The following is an 8057-nucleotide window of genomic DNA, read 5'->3' as shown; positions in this document are numbered from 1 at the left end:
CTGCACAAAAACTCGTGCGATTAACCTTTATTCACACAAACATAAGCAATAATTTAAAAACAGACGTAAAGCACATTATTATATATTACAGCTACATTTTAAAAGCACCAAGATGACTTGCAATCAAAAATATCATGCAAAATTAATTATAGAACCCACAGATAGCATTGCTGCCAAAGAAATTATCATCATACATCTTGATTTAACTCAGCACAGTTATCGAATGACAACGCGTAGGCAGCGAGCAAGTGCAGGAAACTCGCTTTCCCCACGGTGAAAAGTCCAATGACGACGCCAAGATTAACTGTGTGGAAGCTCCGACAGACAGCTTTGCAACAGTAAATATAAGTATCTGTTCAAAATTAACCGATACAATAGACCTTGAAGGTGTCCTCTATATCTTTGCCACCATCTTGTGTGCCCTTTCGGGCCGCATACAAAAGTCTCATCGGTCGCGTAGCCCGCTACGCTCTCTCTTCGGACTTTGGCATGCATCTCCGAAATAGCGCACAATTTGATGGCAATTAATTTTGAACACCTACTTACTTATAAAAATGGAAATGCTGTCAAAATAGAGCGGCAATACCCATTGTTTTTAGGCCACAACACCACTGAAAAAGACATACAACGTTTCAATTGGCACCCGAAAAGTCGTTATGACACACCCTTTCCTGCGACAAAGTCCCAACAGTGTAACGTCACACCCAAAAGCCTTACACAATGTCAAGCACAAAACGGCACTGCGAAACGGCCTGTATCAGGCGTTAAAACAGCCTGTTTTGAAGCTCGACATGGGCCGTTTCATAAGCCGACATGAAACACACTGACTCTCAACAAGATAGAAACAGCAAAGAACAGGCAGGGAAAATAGACAAGCGACCAAAACCAAACTAACGCCCAGAGCCTTGACATACCTTTCTAAATAGCGCGCATGAGGATGGAGAAGACATGGAGCAGTGAGAACAGAAACATTACATGCTATCTTTCGACAGCATCGTTTACGGTAATTGTTGACGCCAGCGTACATGAAAGAACGCCAACATCCACGCCCCGTAAAGCTACAAATTACGCACACTCACATTCAAAAGCAAACTAAAAAAACGCGGTTTGGCAAGCAGGATTTACGCCATTGCCAAAAACAAACAGCGAAAGCAGGCATGCCACACCACAACAAATAGCCGGTTGGGCATGGCATGGCACAGAGAAAAACATCAGGGAAGAACAGGCGTCTAACCCCAAAAGCACACGAACCCAAGGCATGGCCGAAAAACTCAGTCATGCCTGAAACACCCGCAAGCAAACTCTCGCAATGCGCCCCTCCCCTTCGGCATGACTGCAGATGCCCACCAATCCTATTCTTTTTCGGAAGCCAGTTTCTTGTACATCGATGGCGTTATGCCATTGACTTTCTTGAATGCACTTATGAAACTCACGGCGTTTGTAAACCCAACTTCCTCGTATATGGCCTGCATCGTCATGTTGCCATACTTCTCCGAGTCTGACAACATCTTGCAAGCCTCCATGATACGCTTCTCGTTGATGAACGTACGGAAATTCTGGTTGTAAGTCTTGTTTATCACGAACGATACATATTTCGTATTAGACCCAGTCATGTCGGCAATTGTTTTCAGACTCAAATCGGGGTCAAAAATTATCTTCGGGTCGCTTGTAAGCTTGGTTATCCTGGCAAGCAGAATGTCTATCTGCATCTGCGTCATGCCACAGCAGTTGTCGTTTGCCTTTTCACTGTCACATTTATCCTGTGCCTCCCCGCCCTCTTCACAAGCAGACATCAATCGGTTTCTGATTTCGTCGTGCTTTATCAGGTCGTTATTCCTTGAAATGAGCAAGCGTTGCATTTTGCGCAATTTAATGTTCTTACTCACTAATAAAACCGCAAAAGCAACAGATACAAGGAACAATGCAGACAGCAGCACAATTGCCACAGCTTGCAAGCCAACCTGCGAGGATAGTGAGCCTATCCGTTCGTCGCTCAGCCTCGACTCATACTCCTGCAGCCTCACCTTTGCCTTGTTGATGCCCTTGGCATGAAATATAGAGTCTGACAGCTCAAGATACCGATACCTGTACTCATTGAACGAATCACGATTGCCCAAAGCCTCAAAAGCCTTTTGCATGATGTCGCAAGAAACAACCATCATCTCGACGCTTCTTATGTCGCCAGACATAGCACTGCACCTGCGCCCGATGTCGGCAGCCTCGGCATAACGGCCCATCTGTAACCGCAAGCGTGCTATCTCAACAAGTTGATACAACCTGAATATGTCGTCGAGACCTGTGCTTTCGGCATATTCCAGCGTCCTGGCATGCTCTTTCTCGGCATCAGCCAACCTACCCTCTGCCTACATTATCCTTGCCAAATTGTACATCATAAAATAAGTGTGCTCAGTTGGATTCTTGCCACTGCCAGACCTGCCCACTAAGCCGTAGTAATGCCTGGCCTTCTTCGTGTCGCCCAGACGGCAATACGCCGACACTATGTTCGCCAGATACCTGTTCGTCATGTCAACGTCGCCCTTGCCCTTCAACATCCGGTATCCCTTGAGCAGGTAGAACAAGTTAGACTCGTAGTCGCCAATGCTTTCAAATATGTTAGCAATGTTTCCGATGCAAGCCAGCTTGGTATTATAATCATTGCCGCCATCAGCCACCTCCATTCCTTTCACATATAGAGTCATGGCAAGAGGGAAATTGCCTTGTTCATAACAGGAGTCTGCCCGCATTTTCAGCACCTCGGCCTCGGTCTTCTCTTTCATTGACGCATGCATATTGCATGAAACCGCAAGCAGCATTACAGCCATTTGTATGAGTCTCTTCATATAATGTCATCGTTGTGATACAATTGTAGCAAAATGCTAAAATAAACAGTTACCATTGGCAAAAATACTAAAAAACAGCGAAACTGTCATAAAAATCAAAGGAAACATGCATATTCTGATAACAATTCTTGAAACTTAAAAAGTTGGCCGCCCTTTTATTGGGCAATGTTTTACGAGTTATATATATTTGCAACATAGAAGGGCGACCAATGGAAAATACTGCCACGTGCTTGCACCCTATGGCTGGGCGATCTCAAAACTAACGCAACAGATGAGTGCAACGCATGTCACGCCGTCCAACCGACCAACTACAGACTGCCACAACGCTCAGAACACTGCAAGGCAACAGTGCATGCGAGACAGTGAAACAGAATTATTCATATTCACAAAAAAACATAATTACTATGGCTTTTGGTATCAGACAAGCAACAATTGCGTTTTTAATGTTTTGCAACGCCAACACATGGGCATCACCCGCCCGCCCCACGCCGATGTCATACCGCCAACCAGACGGCACGGAGATACATGTTTGCCTGCGCGGTGACGAAAACATGCACTACTACACGAGTGAAGACGGCTACATACTGATGGCCGACCGCCATAAGGCCCTAAGATATGTAGAAGAGGCCCCCGACGGTGGCTTGACTCCAACGGGCATGATAGCCCACGACGCCGTGATGCGCTCAAGACACGAAAATGCCCATGTTGGCAACATAGACAAAGCAAGGCAGCGAGTGATACTGTCAGAGCAATACCGCAAAAGCATAGATGCCAAGGCACATGAAGCCAACATAAAGAGAAAGGCAGCGCCGACAAAGGTTGAAAACAAATTCCCGACAACCGGCAAAATACGCGGAGTCATCATACTGGCTGAGTTTCAAGACAACACATTCTCTCACTACGGGATACACGACATATATGAGAGCATGGCGAACGACGAAGGCTATTCCGGCCCCTATGCACACGGCAGCATACGCGACTACTTCGTGTCGCAGTCTGGCGGAATGTTCGAGCCAACGTTCGATGTGGTCGGTCCTGTCAAGCTGCCGCACGAAATGGCTTATTACGGATACGACGAGAAGGCGGCAATGATGATGATGGATGCCTGCACACTGGCCGACAAAGAGCACGGTGTCGACTTTTCGAGATACGACTATAACAGCGACGGATACATAGACTTTGTCTTTGTGGTCTACGCCGGATACAGCCAGGCCCAAGGGGCAGGCGAAGAGACAGTGTGGCCACAAGCTGTTGACCTGACCTATGAAAGCTGGGACACTTACGACGGGCTCTACCTCTCACAGGCAGCATGCTCTTCGGAGTTGCGCGGAAAAGAGGGGACAGACATCGACGGCATTGGCACCTTCTGCCATGAATTCAGCCATATCATTGGCCTGCCGGACATTTACGACCCCATGTACTCTGGCATGAAAGGCATGATGAGCTGGGACGTGATGGACGTAGGGCTTTACAATGACAACGGCCGTACGCCGTCAGGATATACGGCGATGGACAAATACACAGCCGGATGGCTTGAACCTACAGTGATAGACGGCCCGGCCACAGGCCTGCGCCTTAATCCGCTGTCTGAAAGCAATGAGGCTTACTTCATCGTTTGCAGCGCTGACAACAGTGAGTTTTTCACCCTCGAAAACCGCCAGCAGTCAGGTTGGGACAGTGGCTTGGGCGGCCATGGGCTCATAATATCCCAAATCCACTACGTGCCTGCACTATGGGCAAGCAACAGGGTGAACACCAAGTCGTCGGCATATGAACACGTTGCCCTCGTGCCGGCCGACGGACAGGCATCAAAAGGGTCGGAGCATGGCGACCCTTTCCCCGGATCAACAAACAACACCGAGTTTACCGACACATCCATGCCAGCCGCAACCTGGCACACAACCACCGCACCGGCAGAGTCGCCGATAACAAACATAACTGAAAAAGACGGTGTGGTGACATTCGATTACAAGGCCATTACCAACAGTATAAGCACAACATACAGAGACAGCCATGCAAACATTCGCATCCGCAACCAAGAAATATACATTGACAACCCCTACGGTGAGACAATAACAGTTGCCGACGCAAACGGCCGACAAATGTACACCACATCACGAAATCATGTTAGCATCCGCCCCGGCAAGGGTATATTTATTGTCACCTGCGGCCAAACCAAGCAAAAGGTCATATTATAATGGCACATCATTAACTTATAAACACAACATTATGAAAAAGATTCTATTAACATTGTCAGCAGCGTTAGTGCTTCTAAGTGCCGCCCCACAAACTTGGGCTACAGGCAAAGCGCAACCCAGTACGGCACACAAGAAGGTGTACGGCTATTTCAATTACAACGGGATGCTGCCTGCAAACACCTATGGCTTCAGCACCTTTTACATGGACGACATGACACAGTCGACAGTTGTTTACCAGTACAGCGACGCCAAGAGCATCTACGCCGGGGCAGCTGTCGACGATGTTTTCTATGCCTACGAATACAAGTTCGACCCATACATGGGCCCGAAAAACGGCAGTTTCATATCATACGACCTTACCACAGGGCGATACACCGAACTCGGAACCGGCGGACTCGACGCAATAAGCGAGAAGTTCAAGCCCCAAGACATGACTTACGACTACAGCACAGGCACCATGTACGCCGTAGGTTTCAACCAAGGCGAGTCGGCCCTGTATACAGTGAGCCTGGCCGACGGCACACTCAACAAAGTGACAACACTCAAGAAAACCATCGGAGTTGTGGCCGCCAGCCATGACGGCAAGTTGTACGGAGTGGGCGGCAACGACGGAACCATATATGAGATAAACAAAAGCGACGGCTCTGTCAAAAGCATATTGGAAACAGAGTTCGGTGGACTGGATCGCAACCAGACCATGGAGTTTGACCATTCCACGGGGCTTCTTTACTGGGTGGCGTGCTCCTACAACTACGACAAGGGAGCACAGGTTCACATGCTTTGCATCGACCTGAAACCAGAAGCCAGCACCATAACAAACTTGGGTGAGGTGGGATTCAATTCCACTTTCCAAGCATTGTACATTCCTTTCGCCCCCGGTGGAGATGAAGCACCGGCAGCTCCTGGCAACTTCACAGTCACCCCTGGCGCAAATGGCACTAGGGCGGCCATCCTAAGTTGGGCGCCTCCAACCGCGACATTTGCAGGAAGCATCCTCAATGATGCGGTAACCGGCTACGCAATCGAGCGCAATGGCGTAAAAATAGCCACAGTGGGAGCCGACGCGACAACATTCGAAGACCTCAATATCGACAATGACGGATATTACTCTTATACAATGTATGCCTTAAACAGCCATGGCAGCGGAGGCAAGGCACGCGCCAAAGCATTTATTGGCAGCGACAAACCCGGAGAAGTTTCAAACATAACATTCACCGTAGGCAAGGGATGCGAGTCGGCAACCCTGTCATGGGAAGCGCCAACAAAGGGGTTCAACAATGGCTATTTCTCTCCTGTAAGCGTACGATACAAGGTTATCCGCAAGCCCGACAACAAGACCGTGGCAGAAAACTTGGCACAAACGACATTCACCGACGCAAACATAAGCCGACTGGGACGCTATTCATACACGGTATATGCATATAACGAACATGGCGAAACACCCGTCAACACAATGGAAGCGTATGTGTTGGGCAAGGCCATGAGCATACCAATGGTACAAGATTTCTCTAACGTCAGATACTTTGAAAACCAGTGGATGACGTTCGACGGCAACAACGACAACTACAGTTGGTTGTATACATCAGAGTGGGGACTGTACCAATTTGGCGACACAGAACCATGCATGGAGTACATAATAAACCCCGGCATAGACAACAACAGCAACAATGCCGACGAATGGCTCATCACCCCGCCTCTCACATTCGAGGCGACGAAATCTTACAAGATGAGCATCAGACTGCGTTGCATATCAGATGAGACAATAGAATTTACGACAGGAGCCAACAATGTATACACAACGCACGAGAAGTTTGACAACGTTACCTTCAATGCCGTGGCAGACAAGGATAACGACAAATGGCTCTACGCCAACTACGACATAAATCTTCCAGCCGGTCTAGATGGCACTCGCTGCATAGGAATACACCTTGTAAGCCCATATCCCGGCATAAACAATGTATCTTATCTGCAGATTGGCAACATAAGCATAGACGAGACAACCGTAAGTCAAATAACAAATGTGGAATGTAACGATGCAGACGGTTCGGGCGATGTCTACAGCTTAGACGGTCGATTAGTCCGTACAGACGGACAGCTAAAGGGACTCACCAGTGGAATTTACATTAAGGGAGGCAAAAAATATGTTGTGAAGTAACGCAGGAATAGCAACTCTGCCATTGTGCGGCATGTGATTGCCCTACCACCACAGCCTGCTGCAAGGCCCATTATGGCGCCTTGCAGCAGGCCACTATACACGCGACCCTTCACCACACAGCATCCTTAACTACACCATTGCCGGCATAATTTTCACTCATCCTACCAAAGAGGCATTCAAAACCCACCAGTGGGAATACCCCGGTAAATGGATGCGAGGCAAATGCGACACTGACAACGCCACATTATCGCCACATGGTCTGGAAAAGATTTAGCCTGAAACGATGCGTTGGAAACTCTCGCTCTAAGCAGCAAATGCACAAGCCATTATCCCTTAGCCGCTAATATACGGCAGAAGAGAGAATTATATGAAGCAACAGTTTATTATGTTGCATGAGGCATGAATGATGTTGCGCCATAAGAGAATCCGCATGTTCTTACATCGTAACCACATGCCTTGACGCTTACCGCCGTTCTCCATGACACAGCGTTCATGCAACGATACAAAACAGCCATTGTGCCATGAAGGACACCTTCCACCATTACCCCGGCGTTGACGTACTATGGGCATGGAATAAAATATGCCTGCCCCTGCTGTCACAATACAACAACGGTTATCATAGAGATGTCTGAGCGCAGGCTGTGCCAAGCCGTAGGCCAACAATGTCCACGGTCTTTACTTTGTGGAAACCCATCAAGATGTTCAACGACAGACACACGTTTATTGCATTGAGCGGAACAAGCGAAAGGGTTAAAAGCCGAATGTCGAGATGTTTCCATTTAATTTTTTATCCCGACTCGGCCGTAAGAGGCCAAGCCGGGATAATCATCCGGATGTGCAACGATGGGCATTCCTATATCCAAG

Annotated in this window: 4 protein-coding genes; 2 read left to right on the top strand and 2 right to left on the bottom strand. The window is 48.1% G+C overall.

All coding sequences use genetic code 11. From position 1 onward, the window contains the following. Positions 1–1352 precede the first annotated feature (1352 nt). Positions 1353–2351 (bottom strand): helix-turn-helix domain-containing protein, encoded by a 999-nt coding sequence (locus M3089_RS14220; RefSeq protein WP_249084795.1) that lies wholly within the window; start codon positions 2349–2351, stop codon positions 1353–1355. Between the two features lie 12 nt (positions 2352–2363). Beyond that, positions 2364–2777 (bottom strand): tetratricopeptide repeat protein, encoded by a 414-nt coding sequence (locus M3089_RS14215; RefSeq protein ID WP_249084793.1) that lies wholly within the window; start codon positions 2775–2777, stop codon positions 2364–2366. Positions 2778–3283: 506 nt separating this feature from the next. Here M3089_RS14215 and M3089_RS14210 point away from each other — a divergent pair. Further along, positions 3284–5038: a M6 family metalloprotease domain-containing protein gene (locus M3089_RS14210; protein ID WP_249084791.1), complete on the top strand. Its 1755-nt coding sequence runs from the start codon at positions 3284–3286 to the stop codon at positions 5036–5038. 31 nt (positions 5039–5069) lie between these two features. Beyond that, entirely contained in the window at positions 5070–7193 is a 2124-nt protein-coding gene (locus M3089_RS14205) for a choice-of-anchor J domain-containing protein (RefSeq protein WP_249084790.1), read from the top strand. The last annotated feature ends 864 nt before the right edge of the window (positions 7194–8057 follow it).

The organism is Marseilla massiliensis, from assembly GCF_023336985.1.
In the GTDB taxonomy this organism is placed as follows: Bacteria; Bacteroidota; Bacteroidia; order Bacteroidales; family Bacteroidaceae; genus Prevotella; species Prevotella intestinigallinarum.
Note: the sequence above shows the minus strand (reverse complement) of the source record. Positions and strands in the feature narration are given on the sequence as shown.